General features: G+C 67.0%; 15 protein-coding genes. 3 read left to right on the top strand and 12 right to left on the bottom strand.

Annotated elements, in window-relative coordinates; all coding sequences use genetic code 11:
- Positions 1 to 2: 2 nt before the first annotated feature.
- The 3 genes from ACWIGM_RS14740 to ACWIGM_RS14730 all read right to left on the bottom strand — a co-directional run bounded on the left by ACWIGM_RS14740 (position 3) and on the right by ACWIGM_RS14730 (position 3682).
- The gene (locus ACWIGM_RS14740; protein WP_454026665.1) at positions 3 to 1094 is read right to left on the bottom strand and encodes a microcin C ABC transporter permease YejB; all 1092 of its coding nucleotides are present in this window, start codon (positions 1092 to 1094) and stop codon (positions 3 to 5) included.
- Positions 1095 to 1100: 6 nt separating this feature from the next.
- Positions 1101 to 2969, bottom strand: coding sequence for an extracellular solute-binding protein (locus ACWIGM_RS14735; RefSeq protein ID WP_454026664.1), 1869 nt, complete (start codon positions 2967 to 2969; stop codon positions 1101 to 1103).
- A 167-nt stretch (positions 2970 to 3136) separates the two neighbouring features.
- On the bottom strand, positions 3137 to 3682 hold the full coding sequence (locus ACWIGM_RS14730; protein WP_454026663.1) for a c-type cytochrome: 546 nt from the start codon (positions 3680 to 3682) through the stop codon (positions 3137 to 3139).
- A gap of 174 nt (positions 3683 to 3856) precedes the next feature.
- Between ACWIGM_RS14730 and ACWIGM_RS14725 the strand changes: the two genes are divergently transcribed.
- Together ACWIGM_RS14725 and ACWIGM_RS14720 are read left to right on the top strand one after the other, a co-directional pair.
- Complete coding sequence (locus ACWIGM_RS14725) at positions 3857 to 4600, top strand: 3-deoxy-manno-octulosonate cytidylyltransferase (RefSeq protein ID WP_454026662.1); 744 nt, start codon at positions 3857 to 3859, stop codon at positions 4598 to 4600.
- A 9-nt stretch (positions 4601 to 4609) separates the two neighbouring features.
- A complete protein-coding gene (locus ACWIGM_RS14720; protein ID WP_454026661.1) occupies positions 4610 to 5464 on the top strand; it encodes a prephenate dehydratase in 855 nt (284 codons plus the stop codon).
- Between the two features lie 154 nt (positions 5465 to 5618).
- Here ACWIGM_RS14720 and hpxZ read toward each other — a convergent pair whose 3' ends face one another.
- The 6 genes from hpxZ to ACWIGM_RS14690 form a co-directional block, all read right to left on the bottom strand.
- Positions 5619 to 6023, bottom strand: coding sequence for an oxalurate catabolism protein HpxZ (gene hpxZ, locus ACWIGM_RS14715; protein ID WP_454026660.1), 405 nt, complete (start codon positions 6021 to 6023; stop codon positions 5619 to 5621).
- Complete coding sequence (locus tag ACWIGM_RS14710) at positions 6020 to 7192, bottom strand: amidase (RefSeq protein ID WP_454026659.1); 1173 nt, start codon at positions 7190 to 7192, stop codon at positions 6020 to 6022. The genes hpxZ and ACWIGM_RS14710 overlap by 4 nt, the downstream gene beginning before the upstream one ends.
- A gap of 48 nt (positions 7193 to 7240) precedes the next feature.
- The gene (gene nudC, locus ACWIGM_RS14705) at positions 7241 to 8197 is read right to left on the bottom strand and encodes an NAD(+) diphosphatase (RefSeq protein WP_454026658.1); all 957 of its coding nucleotides are present in this window, start codon (positions 8195 to 8197) and stop codon (positions 7241 to 7243) included.
- Between the two features lie 82 nt (positions 8198 to 8279).
- Positions 8280 to 9206, bottom strand: a complete 927-nt coding sequence (gene mmsB / locus ACWIGM_RS14700; protein ID WP_454027006.1) for a 3-hydroxyisobutyrate dehydrogenase — start codon at positions 9204 to 9206, stop codon at positions 8280 to 8282.
- 162 nt (positions 9207 to 9368) lie between these two features.
- Positions 9369 to 10517, bottom strand: a complete 1149-nt coding sequence (locus ACWIGM_RS14695; protein ID WP_454026657.1) for an isobutyryl-CoA dehydrogenase — start codon at positions 10515 to 10517, stop codon at positions 9369 to 9371.
- 25 nt (positions 10518 to 10542) lie between these two features.
- Positions 10543 to 12039 carry a CoA-acylating methylmalonate-semialdehyde dehydrogenase gene (locus tag ACWIGM_RS14690; protein ID WP_454026656.1) on the bottom strand — a complete coding sequence of 499 codons (1497 nt, stop codon included), beginning with the start codon at positions 12037 to 12039 and terminating at the stop codon, positions 10543 to 10545.
- A 121-nt stretch (positions 12040 to 12160) separates the two neighbouring features.
- Here ACWIGM_RS14690 and ACWIGM_RS14685 point away from each other — a divergent pair, with 121 nt between their 5' ends.
- On the top strand, positions 12161 to 13099 hold the full coding sequence (locus tag ACWIGM_RS14685) for a LysR family transcriptional regulator (protein WP_454026655.1): 939 nt from the start codon (positions 12161 to 12163) through the stop codon (positions 13097 to 13099).
- 13 nt (positions 13100 to 13112) lie between these two features.
- Here ACWIGM_RS14685 and ACWIGM_RS14680 read toward each other — a convergent pair whose 3' ends face one another.
- From ACWIGM_RS14680 to ACWIGM_RS14670, 3 genes are all read right to left on the bottom strand, one after another.
- Complete coding sequence (locus ACWIGM_RS14680; protein WP_454026654.1) at positions 13113 to 14405, bottom strand: GGDEF domain-containing response regulator; 1293 nt, start codon at positions 14403 to 14405, stop codon at positions 13113 to 13115.
- A gap of 191 nt (positions 14406 to 14596) precedes the next feature.
- Entirely contained in the window at positions 14597 to 16342 is a 1746-nt protein-coding gene (locus ACWIGM_RS14675; protein WP_454026653.1) for an ABC transporter permease, read from the bottom strand.
- Between the two features lie 31 nt (positions 16343 to 16373).
- Positions 16374 to 17357 carry an ABC transporter substrate-binding protein gene (locus ACWIGM_RS14670; RefSeq protein ID WP_454026652.1) on the bottom strand — a complete coding sequence of 328 codons (984 nt, stop codon included), beginning with the start codon at positions 17355 to 17357 and terminating at the stop codon, positions 16374 to 16376.
- Between the last annotated feature and the right edge of the window lie 303 nt (positions 17358 to 17660).

Here is a 17660-nt window from a genome sequence, read left to right as displayed (position 1 = left end):
CCTCAGGCCTCCCGCGATTCGAAATCGATGCGCGGGTCGACCCAGGCATAGGTCAGGTCGGTGATCAGGTGCACGAGGAGGCCGATCAGCGAGAAGATGTAGAGATTGGCGAAGACGACAGGATAGTCGCGGTTAACGATCGCCTCGAAGGAGAGGAGGCCGAGCCCGTCGAGCGAGAAGATCGTCTCGATCAGCAGCGATCCCGCGAAGAGCGCATGCACGAACGCGCCGGGAAAGCCGGCGATCACGATCAGCATGGCGTTGCGGAAGACATGGCCGTAGAGCACGCCGCGCTCCGACAGGCCCTTCATCCGCGCCGTCAGTACATATTGCTTCCTGATCTCGTCGAGGAAGGAGTTCTTGGTCAAAAGCGTCGAGGTCGCGAAGGCGCCCAGCGCCATCGCCAGCACCGGCAGGGCGATGTGCCATAGATAGTCGCCGATCTTCCCGATCAGGCTGAGTTGCGCCCAGTTCTCCGAGGTCAGGCCGCGCAAGGGGAAGATCTGCCAGAACGAGCCGCCGGCGAAGAGCACGATCAAGAGGATCGCGAACAGGAAGCTCGGAATGGCGTAGCCGATGATCACGACCGCACTGGTCCAGGTGTCGAAGCGCGAGCCGTCCCTGACCGCCTTGCGGATGCCGAGCGGGATCGAGATCGCATAGGAGAGCAAGGTCATCCACAGCCCGAGCGTGATCGAGACCGGCAGCTTTTCCTTGATCAGCTGCAGCACCGGCGCATCGCGGAAATAACTGCGGCCGAAATCGAAGGTCGCATAGTCCTTCAGCATCTTGAGGAAGCGCTCATGCGCCGGCTTGTCGAAGCCGAACTGCTTCTCCAGCTCCTTGATGAAGGCGGGGTCGAGCCCCTGCGCGCCGCGATAGGCCGAGCCTGAGTCCAGCGCCTGCGCCCCGGCATCGCCGCCGGAGCCGCCGCCGACGCGCTCGGCCGCGCCGCTGTTGGGATTGTTGAGCTGCGAGATGATGCGCTCGACCGGCCCGCCCGGCGCGAACTGCACGATGACGAAGGAGATCAGCAGGATGCCGAACAGGGTCGGCACCATCAGCGCCAGACGCCGGGCGATGTAGTTCAGCATTCCCGCTTATGCCTTCCCGATCCGCTTCGCTTTTTCCGGATCGTACCACCAGGTTCCCGGCGCGCCGGAAGAGTATTTCGGCTTGGTCTGCGGGCGTTCATACATGTCCCAATAGGCCAGCCACTCGCTGGCGTTCCACCACATCGGGATCCAGTAGCGCCCGGCGCGCAGCAACCGGTCGAGGCATTTTGCGGCGACGACCACTTCTGCATAGCTCTCGGCCTTGCCGACCTTCTCGATCATCGCGTCGATGGCGGGATCGGCGATGCCGCCGACATTGCGCGAGCCGCGCGTCTTCGCCGCTTCCGAGCCGTAGAGGATGCGCATCGTGTCGCTCGGGATCGAGCTGCCGGTCATCGCCCGGCTGATCATGTCGAAGTCGAACTCGTCGAGCCGGCGCTGGTATTGCGCGCCGTCGACGATGCGCGAGGTCGCGTTGATGCCGAGGCGCTTGAGATTGGCCTGGAAGGGCTGGGTGTGCGGCTGCAGGGACGGCGTCGAATCCAGGAACTCGATCTCGAAGGGCTGGCCGTTCGGCAGTTTCAGCACATTGCCGTCGCGCTTGCAGCCGGCGGCGCGCAGCATCTCGTCGGCGCGGCGCAGCAGGGCGCGGTCGCTGCCCGAGCCGTCCGAGACCGGCGGCAGATAGGGCTCGCCGAAGACTTCGTCCGGCACCTTGCCGCGGAACGGTTCCAGCAGCGCGAGCTCTTCCGGCGAGGGCTTGCCCTCCGCCTTCGAATCCGAGTTCTCGAAATAGGAGGTCGCCCGCGAGAAGGACGAGAACATGATGTTCTTGTTGGTCCACTCGAAGTCGAAGGCGAGGCCGAGCGCCTCGCGGATGCGCGGATCGGCGAATTTCTCGCGGCGCAGATTATAGATCCAGCCCTGCGAGCCGATCGGCTCGGTCTTCGGCAGGGCCTCCTTCTTGACCTTGCCCTCCTTGATCGCCGGGAAGTCGTAGCCCGTCGCCCAGATGCGCGAGGTGAACTCCTCCTGGAAGGTGATCACGCCGCTCTTGAAGGCCTCGAACGCCACCTGCCGGTCGCGGAAATACTCCCAGCGGACCCTGTCGAAATTGTTCTGGCCGACATTCACCGGCAGGTCCTTGGCCCAGTAGTCCGGCACCCGGTCGAACTCGATGAAGCGGCCCTGCTCGAAGCGTCCGACCTTGTAGGCGCCGGAGCCGAGCGGCGGCTCCAGGGTCGAGGCCTCGAAATTGCGGGTCGACCAGTATTTCTCGGAGAAGACCGGCAGGCCGGCGACGACGAGATGCATGTCGCGGCTGCGCTTCGGCGTGAGCTTGACCACGATGAGGTCGTCGCCCTCGGCGACCGCCGATTCCATTTCGGCGAGGATCAGCCGGTAGGTCGGATGGCCCTTGCTCTTCAGCAGATTGAACGAGAAGGCCGCATCGCCGGCGGTGACGCGCGAGCCGTCATGGAATTTCGCCTCCGGCCGCAGCCGGAAACGATAGGTCAGCTTGTCCTGCGAGACCACGACGCTCTTCGCCAGCAGGCCGTAGAGCGAGCCCGGCTCGTCGCCGGAGCCGGCCATCAGGCTGTCGAAGCAGGCGTCCATGCCGGCCGCGCCGTCGCCTTGCAGCACAAAGGTGTTGAGCGTGTTGAAGGTGTCGAAGCTCTGATTGCCGCCGGCGCGCTTGATCTGGATGGTGATCGAGCCGCCCTTCGGCGCCTTCGGATTGACATAGGCGAAATGCGGGAAGTCCGCCGGCAGCGCCAGCTCGCCGAAGGTCGAGAGGCCGTGGACCTCGTTCTCCTGCGCGAGCGCCGTCGTGAGCGAGGCCGGCAGCGCGGCCGCGCCTGCGAGCGCGCCGCCAGCTTCGAGCAGCCTGCGGCGGGTAATCCGGATCGCCATGCAAACACCCCTTGCGATTCGTCGTGCGATTATGTCGTCACGCTCGGCCAAAGCCAGCGTTGCGCGCATTCCCCGTCATGGTGACGGCAATTGCATGGCGCCGACAAGCAAAAGCCGGGCTTGCGCCCGGCTTGCGAGGTCACGTTGACGCGAAAGGCGCTGCAGGCTCAGGGCTTCGGCAGCGGCTTCGGCGAATCGGCGAGGCTGTTGAGATAGGCGACGACGTCGGCGCGGCTCTCCGGCCGGCTGATGCCGGCGAAGGCCATGATCGTGCCCGGCACATAGGCCTTCGGGTTCTTCAGGAAGTGGTCGAGCGCGTCGGCGTCCCAGCTCTTGTCGTTGCGGCCCTTCATCGCGGCCGAATAGCCGAAGCCGGCGATCGAGCCCTCGGGGCGGCCATAGACGTCGTAGAGATGCGGGCCAACCTTGTTGGCGCCGCCCTTCTCGAAGGTGTGGCAAGCCTTGCAGGCGGCGACGGCCTTCTCGCCCTTGGCCGGGTCGGCCTTGGCGAGGCGCACCGCGATCGGCTCCTCGGCAGCAGCAGCCGGAGCGCCGGCGCCACCGGCGGCGGCCGGCTCCAGGCTCGGCAGGTCATAGCCCGGCACGGTCGGCTTCTTCGGGGCGAAGACGATGCCGGCGGTCATGTTCAAGGCCATCACGACGAGCAGTGTCGACAGACCCGCACCAGCGATCTTGTTCAGTTCGATATTCATCGTCTCTCACAACCCCCGGCCCGCCCGTCGGCGAAGCAAGACAGCGCTGCGGCCGGACCCTTGTGGGGAGCCGGCACGTCAGCGCTGCTTAACCGCTTTGCGCGCTGCATTGCAACTCGTATAAGCACGCACCGCTTTGAGACCTTTTGCCGCCCTGCGAGCTTTCCCCAGCCAATGCCCAATCCGCTGATCCTGATCCCCGCCCGCATGCAGGCGACGCGCCTGCCGGGCAAGCCGTTGGCCGACATCCTGGGCGAGCCGATGATCGTCCGTGTCTGGCGCCGTGCCATCGAGGCGCGTGTCGGCGATGTCGTGGTCGCGACCGATGACGAGCGCATCCTGGCGGCGATCGAGCAGGCCGGCGGCCGGGCGGTGATGACCAGCCCCGCGCACCAGACCGGCTCCGACCGGATCAAGGAAGCCGCCGACATCATCGATCCCAAGGGCGAGCACGACATCATCGTCAACGTCCAGGGCGATTTCCCCACTTTGGCGCCGACCGCGATCGCGGCTGCGGTGGAGCCGCTCGCGGATCCGGCCGTCGACATCGCGACGCTTGCCGGCGAGATCACCGAGGACGAGGAGAAGACCGCGCCGAGCGTGGTCAAGCTGATCGGCAGCGAGATTTCTCCCGGCCGGATGCGGGCACTCTACTTCACCCGTGCGACCGCGCCTTATGGCGAGGGCCCGCTCTACCACCATGTCGGCCTCTACGCCTATCGCCGCCGCGCGCTCGACCGCTTCGTCTCGCTGCCGCAATCGCCGCTCGAACTGCGTGAGAAGCTCGAGCAGCTGCGGGCGCTCGAGGACGGCATGCGCATCGATGCGATGATCATCGATCACGTCCCGCGTGGCGTCGACACGCCTCCCGATCTGGACCGCGCCCGCGCGTTCCTGACATCCAATGCCGGAGCCTGAAGACCTAAAATGTCAGTCGTCGTTTCCTATCAGGGCGAGCCCGGAGCCTTCTCCTCGCAGGCCGCCCTCCAGGTCTTTCCGGATTGCGAGCTTTTGCCCTGCCGCACCTTCGAGGACGCGCTCGCCGCGGTCTCGGACGGCGCCGCCCGCTACGGCATGATCCCGATCGACAATTCGATCGCCGGCCGCGTCGCCGACATCCATCATCTGCTGCCGCGCTCCGGCCTGCACATCATCGGCGAGCACTTCCTGCCGATCCGCTTCCATCTGATGGCGGTCGAGGGCGCGACTTTGGCGACGCTGCAGACCGTGCAGAGCCATATCCACGCGCTCGGCCAGTGCCGCAAGATCATCCGCAAGCTCGGCCTCAAGGCCGAGGTCGCGGCCGACACCGCCGGCTCCGCCCGCCAGGTGGCCGAGGCCGGCGATCCGACCCGTGCCGCGATCGCGCCGCACATCGCCGCCGAGGTTTACGGCCTCAAGATCCTGATGGAGGATATCGAGGACGAGAAGCACAACACCACGCGCTTCGTCGTGCTCTCGAAATATCCGGAATTCGCCCGCCAGGGCGCGGCCAAGACCGTCACGACGCTGATCTTCCAGGTCCGCAACCTGCCGGCGGCGCTCTACAAGGCGCTCGGTGGCTTCGCCACCAACGGCATCAACATGACCAAGCTCGAGAGCTACATGGTCGACGGCCATTTCTCGGCGACGATGTTCTACAGCGATGTCGAGGGCCATCCCGACGATCCGGCGCTGAAGCGGGCGCTCGACGAGCTCGCCTTCTTCTCCAAGGAGCTGAAGATCCTCGGTGTTTACCCCGCCCACGAATTCCGCGACAGCTTCCCCGAGCCGGGGGAGTGACTAGCCGCCTTCTCCCCTCGGGGGAGAAGGTCCGGCAGGGGATGAGGGCGGTCCGACTGGGTGAGACGATGACAGTTGCGGCTGTCCTTCCCTCATCCGTCAGCGCTTCGCGCTGCCACCTTCTCCCCCGAGGGGAGAAGGGATGTCCTGTGCCTCACCAGGGGCGCGGTCCCTCCATCGTCGAGACATGGGCCGAGACCACTTTCCAGCCGAGATCCGGGAAGCGCACCCAGCTCTGGCTCTGGCGGCCGATGATGTCGCGCCCGCGCACCTTGAATTCGAGGTTCACCGTGGCGAAGTCGCGGCCGAGCGTCAGGATCTCCAGACGGATCCGCTTCTCCTTGATGCCCGGGCCCGGCGGGCGGGCGACGCGGTGGGCGTGGATCTCGTCGAAGCCGTAGCCGTTCTCGCCGAGCGCGTAGCGGATCGTGTGGGGACTGTTCCAGAAGGAGGCGTCGAGGATATCGACCTCCTTGTCGATCAGTGCCTGCTCATAGCGCTCGAACAGGGCGCTGATCTCGGCGACGACATCGGGCAGGTTCGGGGTCAGGTCGCTCACGAGAGGGCCTCCATGGCTTGGGCGACGGCGATCAGGCTGGCATCGGTGCCGCGCCCGCCGATGATCGACAGGCCGACGGGCGCGCCGTTCACCGTGGCGCCGGGCAGGTTGAGCTGGGGCGAGCCGGTGAGACCGCCCTGGGCGCAAAGGCAGGTGATGCGGTCGCGCAGCCGCTGCAGCTCCGGTACCGGCAGGCCGCGCAGCGGCGCCGGGAACGGCGTCGTCGGCAGGCAGAGGATCGTGCCTGCAGGCAGGAGGTGGCGCAGCCGCGCCCGTGCCTCCTCGCGCATCAGCGCTGCCCAGTTGCGCTCGCTCGCCGGAACCTGCGAGCCGGCGATCAACCCGGCTGCGACGCTGAAGGCCATGCGTGGATTGTGCCGCTCGATCCAGGGCCGGAAGGTCTGCCAGGCTTCGACTGGCTGCAGGCTGCGCTGGGCGCGGGCCCAGACCGAGAGACCCTGGGGCGCCATGATCTCCTCGCGCGCCGGGCCGACAACCTGTTCCAGCTTCTGCACCATCGGCTGCAGGGCAGCGGCGACCTCGGGATCGGCGAAGCCGAAGGCATCGACGGCGAGCAGCAGCTTCGTCGGCAGCGGCCCAGGCGCTTCGCCGAGCAGCACGGCGCCGACCTTCGCAAAGGTCCCGGCATCGCGCGCGAACCAGCCGGCGGTGTCTGAGCTCGGAGCCTGCGGCAGCAGCCCGGTGACGTCGAGCCGGCCATGCGTCGGCCGGATGCCGTAGATCCCGCAGAAGCTCGACGGCACGCGCATGGAGCCGCCGGTATCCGTACCCAGCGCGATGTCGCAGAGCCCTGCGGCGACGGCTGCCGCCGAGCCCGATGAGGAGCCACCGGGCACGCGCTCGGGCGCGGCGCTGTTGATCGGCGTGCCGTCGAAGGCGTTCTCGCCGAGAATGCCAAGCGAGACCTCGTCGGTGATGGTCTTGCCGACGCAGTCGGCCCCGGCATCCAGCAGGGTCTGCACCGCCCAGGCATGGCGCGTCGGGATGGGGTTCGCCTTGGCCCAGTCATGATTGCCACCGCCGGTCGGCAGGCCGGCGACATCGAACAGATCCTTGACGGCGAAGCTCAGCCCCGAGAGCGGCCCGCCTGGGCGGCCGGCGATATGGGCGCGCGGCCCGGGGACGTAAGCGTTGACCGGGTCCGTCATCCAGGGCTCCGCAAAGGCTGTTCGTTCGTCAGGGTGGCGCGAGGCGCGTCAGGGCTTCTCGCCGTCGACCGCCCACGCCTTCAGGATGGTGTTGGCGATCGCCATATGTGGCGGGCAGAACAGGTTGTCGGGGTGCTTGCCCTCCAGCATCTGCAGCGCCTCTTCGCGGCTGAACCAGCGGCCGGCTTCGAGCTCGGTGCCATCCAGGACGATGTCGTCGTTCAGCGCCTCGGCGATGCAGCCGATCATCAGCGATCCCGGGAAGGGCCAGGGTTGCGAGGCGACGTAGCGTACCGTGCCGGTGCGCAGGCCCGCCTCCTCCCAGGTCTCGCGGCGCACCGCGTCCTCGAAGGTCTCGCCCGGCTCGACGAAGCCGGCGATGCAGGAATACATGCCGGGCGCAAAACGGGCCTGGCGCGCCATGAGGCACTTGTCGCCGCGCACCGCCAGCATGATCACCACCGGGTCGGTGCGCGGGAAGTGCTGGGCGCCGCAGGCCTCGCATTGCCGCTTCCAGCCGGCCGAGCCGAGCTTGGTCGGCGCGCCGCATTGGGCGCAGCAGCGATGGCGGGCATGCCAGTCGAGCAGGGCCTTGGCCTCGCCGAGCGGGCCGAGCTCCTCCTTCGGCACCAGCCGCTTGAGCGCAACGCTGCGCAGGTCGGTGACGACCAGCACCGCCTGCTCGCGCAGGCCGTCGAGCAATTCGCGGTCGATCAGCCGGCCGAAGCGCGGCGCCCCCTCCGGATCGAGCCCGAGGAAGACCTCTTCCTGTGCCGGGCCCAGGCCATCGGCGCCGCTCTCGTCGAACCAGACGCTCTGGGTTTCGGCGCCCGTCCGCAGCAGGATCGGCGTCTCGCCGGCGACGACAGTGAAGCGCGCATCGCTGCGTGCCCGCAACGCGGCGACCTCGTCCGGCCGGTCACGCAGATCGGCACGTCGGTCGAGCGAGCTGGTGGCGAAACCGGTCTGGGCTGAGCGTTCGGTGCGGCGGGAGGCATCGTTCATGCCTCCCGTCCTACTCCGCTTTCGTCCCGACCGGAACGGGGTTCAAAGCAGAATTATACGTATGCGAACGTTCTCCGGCTGCTCAGCTGTTCCCGCGCCCGCGCAGCAGGTGGATGATGCCGGAGAAGTCGGTGCCGCCTTCGCCCCAGGCATTGTGCAGCCCGTAGACCTGCGCCGCCGCAGCGCCGAGCGGCGTCGAGGCGCCTGCGGCCTGCGCCGCCTCCTGGGCGAGCTTCAAATCCTTCAGCATCAGCGCCGAGGCGAAGCCGGGCTTGTAGTCGTTGTTGGCCGGCGAGGTCGGCACCGGGCCCGGCACCGGGCAATAGGTCGTCAGCGACCAGCATTGGCCCGAGGAGGTCGAGGCGACGTCGAACAGCGCCTGATGCGACAGGCCGAGCTTCTCGGCCAGCACGAAGGCCTCGGAGACGCCGATCATCGAGATGCCGAGGATCATGTTGTTACAGATCTTCGCCGCCTGGCCGTTGCCGGCGTCACCGCAGTGCACGACCTTCTTGCCCATCGCCGACAGGATCGGTTCGCCGCGCTTGAAGGCGTCCGCGCCGCCGCCGACCATGAAGGTCAGTGTCGCGCCCTGCGCGCCGCCGACGCCGCCCGAGACCGGCGCATCGAGCGAGAGGCAGCCGCGCTCGGCGGCGAGCGCATGCGCCTTGCGGGCGCTCTCGACGTCGATGGTCGAGGAATCGATCAGCAGCGTGCCGGGCTTCACCGCAGGGAGGATGTCGGCCCAGACGCCCAGCACATGCTTGCCGGCGGGCAGCATGGTGACGACGATCTCGGCCTCCGCGACCGCGTCCTTCGCCGAGGCGGCGATGCCGACCCCGAGTGCGGCCGCGGCGTCCTTCGAAGCCTGGGAGAGGTCGAAGGCGGAGACCTTGTGCCCGGCCTTGACCAGGTTGCCGGCCATCGGCCCGCCCATATTGCCGAGCCCGATGAAAGCGATGGTGCTCATGGTCGTTTCTCTCCCTGAAGTCCTTGAACCTGCGTCGATAAGCGCGGGATCCCCTCTCCTGGAAGGAGAGGGGTAGGGGTGAGGTGTTCGGAGCGGAAACGTTAGCTTGAACCCGACCACGCGGCGAGCGCTCGCGGAACTGGTCCGACCGCCTACCCCTCACCCTGCCCTCTTCCTATGGGAGAGGGGGCCCCGCGCCCATCAATTCCCCTTGGCCCGCCCGACCAGCGAACGCGCCACGATCATTCGCATCACCTCGTTGGTCCCCTCCAGGATCTGGTGGACCCTGAGGTCGCGGACGATCTTCTCGATGCCGTAATCGGCGAGATAGCCGTAGCCGCCATGGATCTGCAGCGCCTGGTTGGCGACCTCGAAGCCGGTGTCGGTCGCGACGCGCTTGGCCATGGCGCAGAGCTTCGTCGCATCCGGCGTCTTCTCGTCGAGCGCCGCGGCGGCGCGCCAGAGAAAGGTGCGGGCTGCCTCGAGTTCGATCGCCATGTCGGCGAGCTTGAACTGCAGCGCCTGGAAATCGGCGATGCGGCTACCGAAGGCTTTGCGCTCCTGCGCATAGGCCAGCGCCTTGTCGAGCGCGCCCTGCGCCCCGCCGATCGAGCAGGCGCCGATATTGAGCCGGCCGCCGTCGAGCCCGGCCATGGCGATCTTGAAGCCGATGCCTTCCGGCCCGATCCGGTTGGCCACCGGCACGCGGCAGTTCTCGAAGATCACGGCGCGCGTCGGCTGGGCGTTCCAGCCCATCTTCTTCTCATTGGCGCCGAAGGAGAGGCCGGGTGTGTCTTTCTCGACCACGACGGTCGAGATGCCCGACGGGCCGGCTTCGCCGGTACGCACCATCACGACATAGACGTCGGAGACGCCGGCGCCGGAGATGAACTGCTTCTGGCCGTCGAGGACATAATGGTCGCCGTCGAGCACGGCCTTGGTCTTCAGCGCGGCGGCGTCCGAGCCTGCGCCCGGCTCGGTCAGGCAATAGCTCGCCAGATGCTCCATGGTGCACAGCTTCGGCAGGTATTTTTGCCGCTGCTCCTGCGACCCGTAGCGGTCGATCATCCAGGCGCACATGTTGTGGATCGAGATATAGGCGGCGACCGTCGGGCAGGCGGTCGAGAGCGCCTCGAAGATGAGCGTGGCATCGAGCCGCGTCAGGCCGGAGCCGCCGACATCCTCGGCGATATAGACCCCGCCCATGCCGAGCGCGGCGGCCTGGCGCATCTCCTCGACCGGGAAATGCTTTTCCTCGTCCCAGCGCACGGCGTGCGGCGCCAGGGTTTCGGCAGCGAAACCCTGGGCCATGTCGCGGATGGCGATCTGGTCTTCGGTGAGGGAGAACATGCCCTGGTCTCCTTCGCCGTCGGCCTCAGCCCATCGTCGGGATGACGAAGCTGGCGCCGTCCTTGATGCCAGACGGCCAGCGTGCCGTCACGGTCTTGGTCTTGGTATAGAAGCGGATCGAGTCCGGGCCGTGCTGGTTGAGGTCGCCGAAAGAGGAACGCTTCCAGCCGCCGAAGGTGTAATAGGCCAGCGGCACCGGGATCGGCACGTTGATGCCGACCATGCCGACCTGAACCTTCGAGGCGAAGTCGCGGGCAGCGTCGCCGTCGCGAGTGTAGATCGCGGTGCCGTTGCCGTATTCGTGGTCGTTGGTCAGCTTCAGCGCTTCGTCATAGCTCTCGGTGCGCAGCACGGAGAGGACGGGTCCGAAGATCTCCTCCTTGTAGATGCGCATGTCCTTGGTGACGTTGTCGAAAAGGCAGCCGCCGACATAGAAGCCGTTCTCATAGCCCTGCATCTTGAAGTCGCGGCCGTCGACGACGAGCTTGGCGCCTTCGCCGATGCCGATGTCGACATAGGACTTGATCTTCTCCATCGCCGCCTTGGTCACCACCGGGCCGTAATCGGCTGAGGTATCGGTCGAGGGGCCGATCTTCAGGCTCTCGACGCGGGGGATCAGCCGCTTGACCAGCTCGTCGGCGGTGGCCTTGCCGACCGGGACGGCGACCGAGATAGCCATGCAGCGCTCGCCGGCCGAGCCGTAGCCGGCGCCGATCAGCGCGTCGACCGCCTGGTCCATATCGGCGTCGGGCATGATGATCATGTGGTTCTTGGCGCCGCCGAAGCACTGCACGCGCTTACCATTGGCGCAGCCGCGGGCGTAGATGTACTCGGCGATCGGGGTCGAGCCGACGAAGCCGACGGCCTTGATGTCATGGTCGTCGAGGATGGCGTCGACCGCCTCCTTGTCGCCGTTGACGACGTTGAGGATGCCGGGAGGGCCGCCCGCTTCGATGAAGAGTTCGGCGAGGCGCATCGGCACGCCGGGATCGCGCTCGGACGGCTTCAGGATGAAGGCGTTGCCGCAGGCGATGGCGGGGCCGAGCTTCCAGAGCGGGATCATCGCCGGGAAGTTGAATGGCGTGATGCCGGCGACGACGCCGAGCGGCTGGCGCAGCGAGTAGATGTCGATGCCGGGGCCGGCGCCGTCGGTGAATTCGCCCTTCATCAGGTTGGGCACGCCGAGCGAGAACTCGATCACCTCGACGCCGCGCTGGATGTCGCCCTTGGCGTCGGGGATGGTCTTGCCGTGCTCGCGGGCGAGCAATTCTGCGAGCTCGTCATTGTTCTGCGCGATCAGGTCGAGGAACTTCATCAGCACGCGGGCGCGGCGCTGCGGATTGACCGCCGCCCATTTCGGCTGGGCTTCGAGCGCGTTCTCGACCGCGGCGCGCATCTCTTGCTGCGAGGCGAGGGCGACCTTGCCGATCACCGAGCCGTCCATCGGCTGGTAAACGTCGGCCGTCCGGCCCGAGGTGCCTGCGACGTGCTTGCCGCCGATGAAGTGACCGATCTGACGCATGGCGTCCTCCCCTAAAGTCGTGTGACGCTGATTGGCGCTACCCCTATCATTATCGTTTGCGCACGGCTATAGGCGGATATCGGCTAGCGCCGTGCGAAAACACAGATATGGGAGGAGCGGCATGGAACGGTTCGACTGGGACGACCTGCGTTTCTTCCTCGCCGTCGCCCGCTCGGGCCGGCTCACCGCCGCTGCACGTCGGCTCGGCGCCGATCACGCCACCGTCTCGCGGCGCATCACCTCGCTGGAGGAATCGCTCAAAGCCAAGCTGTTCGAGCGGCGCCCGCAGGGCTATGCGCTGACCGGCCATGGCGAGCAGTTGCTGGCCAAGGCCGAGAGCATGGAAACCGAGGCGCTGGCGATCCAGAGCGAGATCGGCGGTGCCGACATGGCGCTCTCCGGCACGGTCCGGATCGGCGCGCCCGACGGCTTCGGCTCGACCTTCCTGGCGCCGCGCTTCGCCGGCTTCGCCAAGGCCTATCCGGGGCTCGAGCTGCAGCTCATCGCAATGCCGCGCCTGCTCTCGCTGTCGAAGCGGGAGGCGGATGTCGCGATCACGCTGGCTCCGCCGAAGGAAGGCAAGGTCGTCGCCCGCAAGCTCTGCGATTACCGTCTCGGTCTCTACGCCTCGCAGGGCTATCTCGACGGCATGCCGCCGATCACGGCGCCCGAAGACCTCTTCAACCACCGCATCGTCGGCTATATCGACGATCTGATCTTCACGCCCGAGCTCGACTATCTCGACGAGGTCGCCAAGGGTCTGCGCGCGCAGATCCAGAGTTCGAGTGTGCTGGCGCAGATGAATGCCGTGGCAGCCGGCGCCGGCATTGGCGTCATCCACCATTTCATGGCGGTCGACGAGCCGCGCCTCGTGCCCGTGCTGCCGGAGAGCGTCTCGATCACCCGCTCCTTCTGGCTGCTCGTCCACGCCGATCTCAAGGACGTCGCCCGGGTTCGGGCGGTCGTCGATTTCATCGTGCGCGAGTCGAAGGCCCACCGTGCGCTGCTGATGGGCGAACTGCCGGCGGCCGGAAGCCCGCGTCTGGCCGCAGCGGGCTGAGAGCTCCGCCCGTTCAGGCCGCGACGCGGACGCAGTTGCGCCCCTCATGCTTGGCTGTGTAGAGCGCGCGGTCGGCGGCGATCAGATATTGATCGAAGCTGCCTTTCCCGTCGATTCCGGCAATCCCGATCGAGACCGTGAACGTGATCTGCCGGTCATCGACGAGCAGCGTCTCATGCGAGATGTCGAGGCGGATGTGATCGCTCAGGCGCAGCGCCGCCTTGGTGTCGAGGCCTGGGAACAGGATGGCGAATTCCTCGCCGCCGATGCGGGCGAGCAGGTGGCCGTTACCCTCGACCGACTGGGCCAGATAGCGCGCCACCTTCGCCAGCGCCTGATCGCCGAAATCATGGCCGTAGCTGTCGTTCAGCTGCTTGAAGTCGTCGATGTCGAGGATGGCGATCGTGCTGGCGAGCCCTTTGGCGCTCGCCTCCTCGACCAGGCGGCCGGCGTTCGCGAAGAAGTGGCGGCGGTTGAACAGGCCCGTCAACGCGTCGCGCGAAGCGAGATTGTGCAGCTGTTCGATCTGCTCCAGCGTCTCGACATTGCTGGCGATCCGGCATTGCAGCTCTTCCGGAATGAACGGCATGGAGATGAAGTCGTTCGCCCCTGCCTTGAGGAAGCCGACCGAGACCATCCGATCGCTCGAGGAGGAGACCCCGATCACGCGCATTCGATTGGAACCGAATTGCCGCCGGATGAGCCGGGTCAGCTCGTATCCGTCCATGTCAGGCATGTAGTAGTCGCTCACCACCAGCCGGAGGTCGGGGTTCGCCTCCAGCAGGGACAGCGCCTCGGCTCCCGAGCCGGCTTCGACCACCTCGTATTGCTGCACCTTGAGCATATGGCCGAGCAGCCTGCGGGTCGCCGTGACGTCGTCGACGACCAGAATGCGGGTCTCTCGGTTGGCGAGCGCGCGCTTGGCGGTTGCGACCACGGTCTCGAGCGTGAAGGCGCTGTCCTTGGGGACATAGTCGATCACGTCGCGCTCCATGATCCGGTTGCGCGTCTCGAGATCGTAGCTGCCGGTATGGACGATGGTCGGGATGCCGCGCTGCACGGTGAAGTCGATCGCCTCGCCCCGCGGCGCGTCCGGCAGGTTCAGGTCGACCACGGCCATGGTGTAGGCCGCGCGGTCCTCGGTGACGACCTCATGCAGTTCGTTGAGCGACTGGCAGACGACGATCGGCAATTGAAGCTCGGCTTCGAGGCGGCGCGACAGCGCCAGCGCATAGGTCCGCGAATCCTCGACGAGAAGGATCTTCATTTCCTTGGGAATCGGCTCGCTCTGGCGACGGTTCTGCATGCGGTAAGCCATTGAGCTCACTGGTCCCCAGTCGGTGCCGCCCTGCCGCGCGGTCGGTAATGAGCTCTGCTTTGCAACGAAAGACGAACTCTATGACGCGACCATCCTGCCGTTACGTTAAATTCGGCTTAACTATGTCCCTCGCTCTGCAGGCTTGATAAGGGCTGCTGCGCTGGCAGCGAGATCGCCGCTCAGATCCGCCAGGGCAGGATGTTGGCCGGCAGCTTGCGGCCGAGCGCGTCGAGCCCGAGCATCACCGCAAGGATCACCGCGCAGGCGCTGATCGCCACCGCCGCGGCTTCGCCGGCGAGCCCGGCCTCCTTCAGGCTGAACAGCACGACGCCGAGCGTCTCGGTGCCCGAGGACCAGAGCAGGGCCGAGACGGTGAGCTCGTTGAAGGCGACGAGGAAGACCATCAGCCCGCTGACAGCGGCGGCTGGCGCCAGGATCGGCGCTACGATGAAGCGCAGCATCTGCCAGAGCGTCACGCCGTCGAGCTTGGCGGCTTCCTCGTGATGCGCCTCGATCTGCGCCATCGCCGCGACCGGCGCCTTCAGCGCCAGCGGCAGGAAGCGCGCCATATAAGCGAAGAGGATGATGAAGGGCGTGGCGTAGATGCTGACGCCGATCAGCGGCAGCGGCTTCAGGAACATCAGGATGCAGGCGATGGCGAGCACGACGCCGGGCAGGGCGTAGGGCAATTCGATCACCACATCGACGACGCGCCGGAGCTTGCCCATGCGCCGTTCGAGCCCATAGGCGAAGGCGATCGAGAGGAGCGCCAGCAGCACCGCGGCCGAGCCGGCGAACAGGAAGGAGTTGCGGAAGGCGCGCACCGTCACGTCCTGGCGCAGCAGCACCTCGGCGAACTTGTCGAAGGTGAGGTTCTGCCAGGTCAGCGCGACGCCGAGCGCTGGCGTCAGAGCCTCGCCGACCAGCGCCAGCAGCGGCAGGCCGAGCTTCACAGCGATCAGCAGCCAGAGCCCGGCAGCGACGAAGGGCCGTGCGGTGCCGAGCTGCCAGAACGGCTGCAGCGGCCGCTCGATCTCGACCTTGCCGCCGCCGCGGCGCGTCGCGATCAGGCCGGCGATGATGCCGAGGCTGGCGACGAGCGCGACCAGGAGCGACAGCGCCGCCGCATCCGGCAAGCCGGCCGGGCCGAAGCTCGACAGCCGGCGATAGATCAGCGTCGGCAGGGTGAGGTAGTTGACCGGCAGGCCGAGCAGAGCCGGGATGCCGAAATTGCCGATGCCGGCGACGAAGGCGAGCAGCGCCGCGGCGATGATCTGCGGCCGCAGCACCGGCAGCAGGATGCGCCCGACGATGGTGGCGGGAGCCGCGCCTTCCATCTGCGCCGCCTCGACCAGCGCATGCGGCACGCTGCGCAGCCCGGTCCAGAGTGTGATCGCCACCAGCGGCGCATGATGCAGCGCCATCACCAGGATGATGCCGCCGCGCCCGAGCAGCGGATTTGGCGTGCCTGGCGCCGGCGCCAGCCCGACCATGCCGAGCAGGACCGAGTTCGGCGCGAACAGGCTGAGGAAAGCGAGCGCCGCCACCTGCGGCGCGATCATCATCGAGAAGACCAGCGCGAAAGCGAGCGGGCGCTTGCCGCGGACATCGGTGACGGCGAGCAGGATCGCCGCCGTTCCGCCGATCAGCAGCGCGCCGAGAGCCGAAAGGCCGGCCGTCTCGAAGGTGTGCAGGGTCGCGTTGACCGCGGCGCGGCTGGTGATCTCAGCCAGTGCACCCTCGGGTGCGAACTGCCAGCCCGGCGCGAAGGCGGCGGCGAGCAGGCGCAGGAAGGGCAGGGCGCCGAACAGGATCGCGCACAGCAGCACCAGCGCCGGCAGGCCGAGGCCCGTCGGCAAGGCGAGCTTCGGCAGGGCCGGCCGGATGCCGGTCTGCCGGAGTTCTGCGGGGGCTGCGAGCGTCATCGTGTCGGCACCTGAGCTTGGTCGCTCGGGCTCAGCCTTCGAAGATCGCGCTGAAGCGCTTGCGGGCGGCCGGCTCGTCGGCCAGCGCCTTGGCGGCGTCTAACGGCATCAGCTTGATCGCGCCGCGCGCCGGATAGCCGGCCGGCAGGGCGACGTCCGGATGGGCCGAGACATAACCCTGCTTCAGCGCCAGCTCCTGGCCGTCCTTCGAGATCAGGAAATCGACCAGGGCCTTGGCGGCTTCCGGATTCTTGCTGCTCTTCAGGATCGCGACCGGCTCGCTCACCGCCGAGACGCCTTCCTTCGGGAAGACGAACTCGACCGGCGCGCCCTTGGCCTTCTCGCGGATCGGCATGAAGTCGACGATCATGCCGTAGAGCTTCTCGCCGGTGGCAACCTGGCGCAGGATGTCGCCATTGGCGCCGGCGGCGAGCGTGCCGTTCTCCTTCAGCTTCTCGTAGAAGCTCCAGCCACCCGGCAGGTTGCCGGTCAGCGTGATCGTGTGGATCATCGCGGCACCCGAATTCAGCGGGCTCGGCATGGCGAGCTGATTCTTGACCTCCGGCTTGGCAAGGTCGAGCCAGCTCTCCGGCTTCAGCGCCGCCTTGGTGTTGTAGACGATGCCGGTGGTGATCAGCTTGGTCGCGAACCACATCTTCGCGGGGTCGTGCACGCCGGCCGGGAAGGCCGAGACATCGGCCTTGTCATGGGCGAGCAGGCGGCCTTCCTTCTTCAGCCCTTCCATGGTCACGGCGTCGGCGATCAGCAGCACGTCGGCCTGCGGCGCGCCGGCCTCGATCTCGGCCCGGAGCTTGGCCATCACGCGCGGCGTGCCGTCGCGGACGAAGCTGATCTCGACCTTGGGATACTTCGCCTTGAAGGCGTCGATCGTCTGCTGGGCGTCGGTATTGGGCTGGCTGGTATAGAGCACGAGCTTGCCTTCGACCGCGCCGGCGGCGTCGATCGCCGGCAGGGCCAGGCCGAGCGCGAGGATGGCGGTTGCGAGGGCGCGCATGGGAAACTCCGATTGGATTTGCCACGAAACCGCAGGGGCATCGCGAGCATCAGGACATGGGGTCGTGCGGCGCGGGGTAAGCCGTGTCGATGACACATCCGTGACAGCTTCTCTTTGACGCGGCTGCGTCGCGCCGTCAAAGCTGATCCGTCGGGCGTGGGCAGAGGGGGAGCGGTGAAAACTCCCGGCGAACCCTGCATGAAATCTACGCAGCCCTGCCGCTTGTGAGTTGCATGGCTCATCGACTAGTGTTTATGAGGAGGCGGCGAAAAAAGCCCAATCTAAACGTTTTAAATGGGAGGT

Source organism: Allobosea sp. NPDC055332 (genome assembly GCF_053645455.1).
Note: the sequence above shows the minus strand (reverse complement) of the source record. Positions and strands in the feature narration are given on the sequence as shown.

Bases quoted from the DNA above. Each gene is read 5' to 3' on its own strand.
- ACWIGM_RS14740 (WP_454026665.1), bottom strand. From the start codon at position 1,094: ATGCTGAACTACATCGCCCGGCGTCTGGCGCTGATGGTGCCGACCCTG.
- ACWIGM_RS14735 (WP_454026664.1), bottom strand. From the start codon at position 2,969: ATGGCGATCCGGATTACCCGCCGCAGGCTGCTCGAAGCTGGCGGCGCG.
- ACWIGM_RS14730 (WP_454026663.1), bottom strand. From the start codon at position 3,682: ATGAATATCGAACTGAACAAGATCGCTGGTGCGGGTCTGTCGACACTG.
- ACWIGM_RS14725 (WP_454026662.1), top strand. From the start codon at position 3,857: ATGCCCAATCCGCTGATCCTGATCCCCGCCCGCATGCAGGCGACGCGC.
- ACWIGM_RS14720 (WP_454026661.1), top strand. From the start codon at position 4,610: ATGTCAGTCGTCGTTTCCTATCAGGGCGAGCCCGGAGCCTTCTCCTCG.
- ACWIGM_RS14710 (WP_454026659.1), bottom strand. From the start codon at position 7,192: ATGACGGACCCGGTCAACGCTTACGTCCCCGGGCCGCGCGCCCATATC.
- nudC (WP_454026658.1), bottom strand. From the start codon at position 8,197: ATGAACGATGCCTCCCGCCGCACCGAACGCTCAGCCCAGACCGGTTTC.
- ACWIGM_RS14695 (WP_454026657.1), bottom strand. From the start codon at position 10,517: ATGTTCTCCCTCACCGAAGACCAGATCGCCATCCGCGACATGGCCCAG.
- ACWIGM_RS14690 (WP_454026656.1), bottom strand. From the start codon at position 12,039: ATGCGTCAGATCGGTCACTTCATCGGCGGCAAGCACGTCGCAGGCACC.
- ACWIGM_RS14685 (WP_454026655.1), top strand. From the start codon at position 12,161: ATGGAACGGTTCGACTGGGACGACCTGCGTTTCTTCCTCGCCGTCGCC.
- ACWIGM_RS14680 (WP_454026654.1), bottom strand. From the start codon at position 14,405: ATGCAGAACCGTCGCCAGAGCGAGCCGATTCCCAAGGAAATGAAGATC.
- ACWIGM_RS14675 (WP_454026653.1), bottom strand. From the start codon at position 16,342: ATGACGCTCGCAGCCCCCGCAGAACTCCGGCAGACCGGCATCCGGCCG.
- ACWIGM_RS14670 (WP_454026652.1), bottom strand. From the start codon at position 17,357: ATGCGCGCCCTCGCAACCGCCATCCTCGCGCTCGGCCTGGCCCTGCCG.